The following is a 269-nucleotide window of genomic DNA, read 5'->3' as shown; positions in this document are numbered from 1 at the left end:
TAGATTTTGATGTTGAATGTAAACTGTTAAAATCAATACGCACATCATTTTCTGCAAATGATATAGAATTACGCGTTGATGCCAATGGTGCTTTTTCACCCGGTGAAGCTCTAGAGAAATTACAAATACTATCAAATTTCAATTTACATTCTATAGAGCAACCTATAAAACAAGGTCAAATTGAAGCCATGGCGCAATTATGTAGTGTAACACCATTACCCATTGCTTTAGATGAAGAATTAATAGGCGTGTTTTCTGTAACAAAAAAA

General features: G+C 32.7%; 1 protein-coding gene. It reads left to right on the top strand.

Translation table 11 applies throughout. From position 1 onward, the window contains the following. A partial coding sequence (locus FUA24_RS04085; RefSeq protein WP_317131930.1) for an enolase C-terminal domain-like protein occupies positions 1-269 on the top strand: 269 nt, incomplete at both ends.

The organism is Seonamhaeicola marinus (genome assembly GCF_008085455.1).
This window is presented reverse-complemented; position numbering and strand designations above follow the sequence as displayed.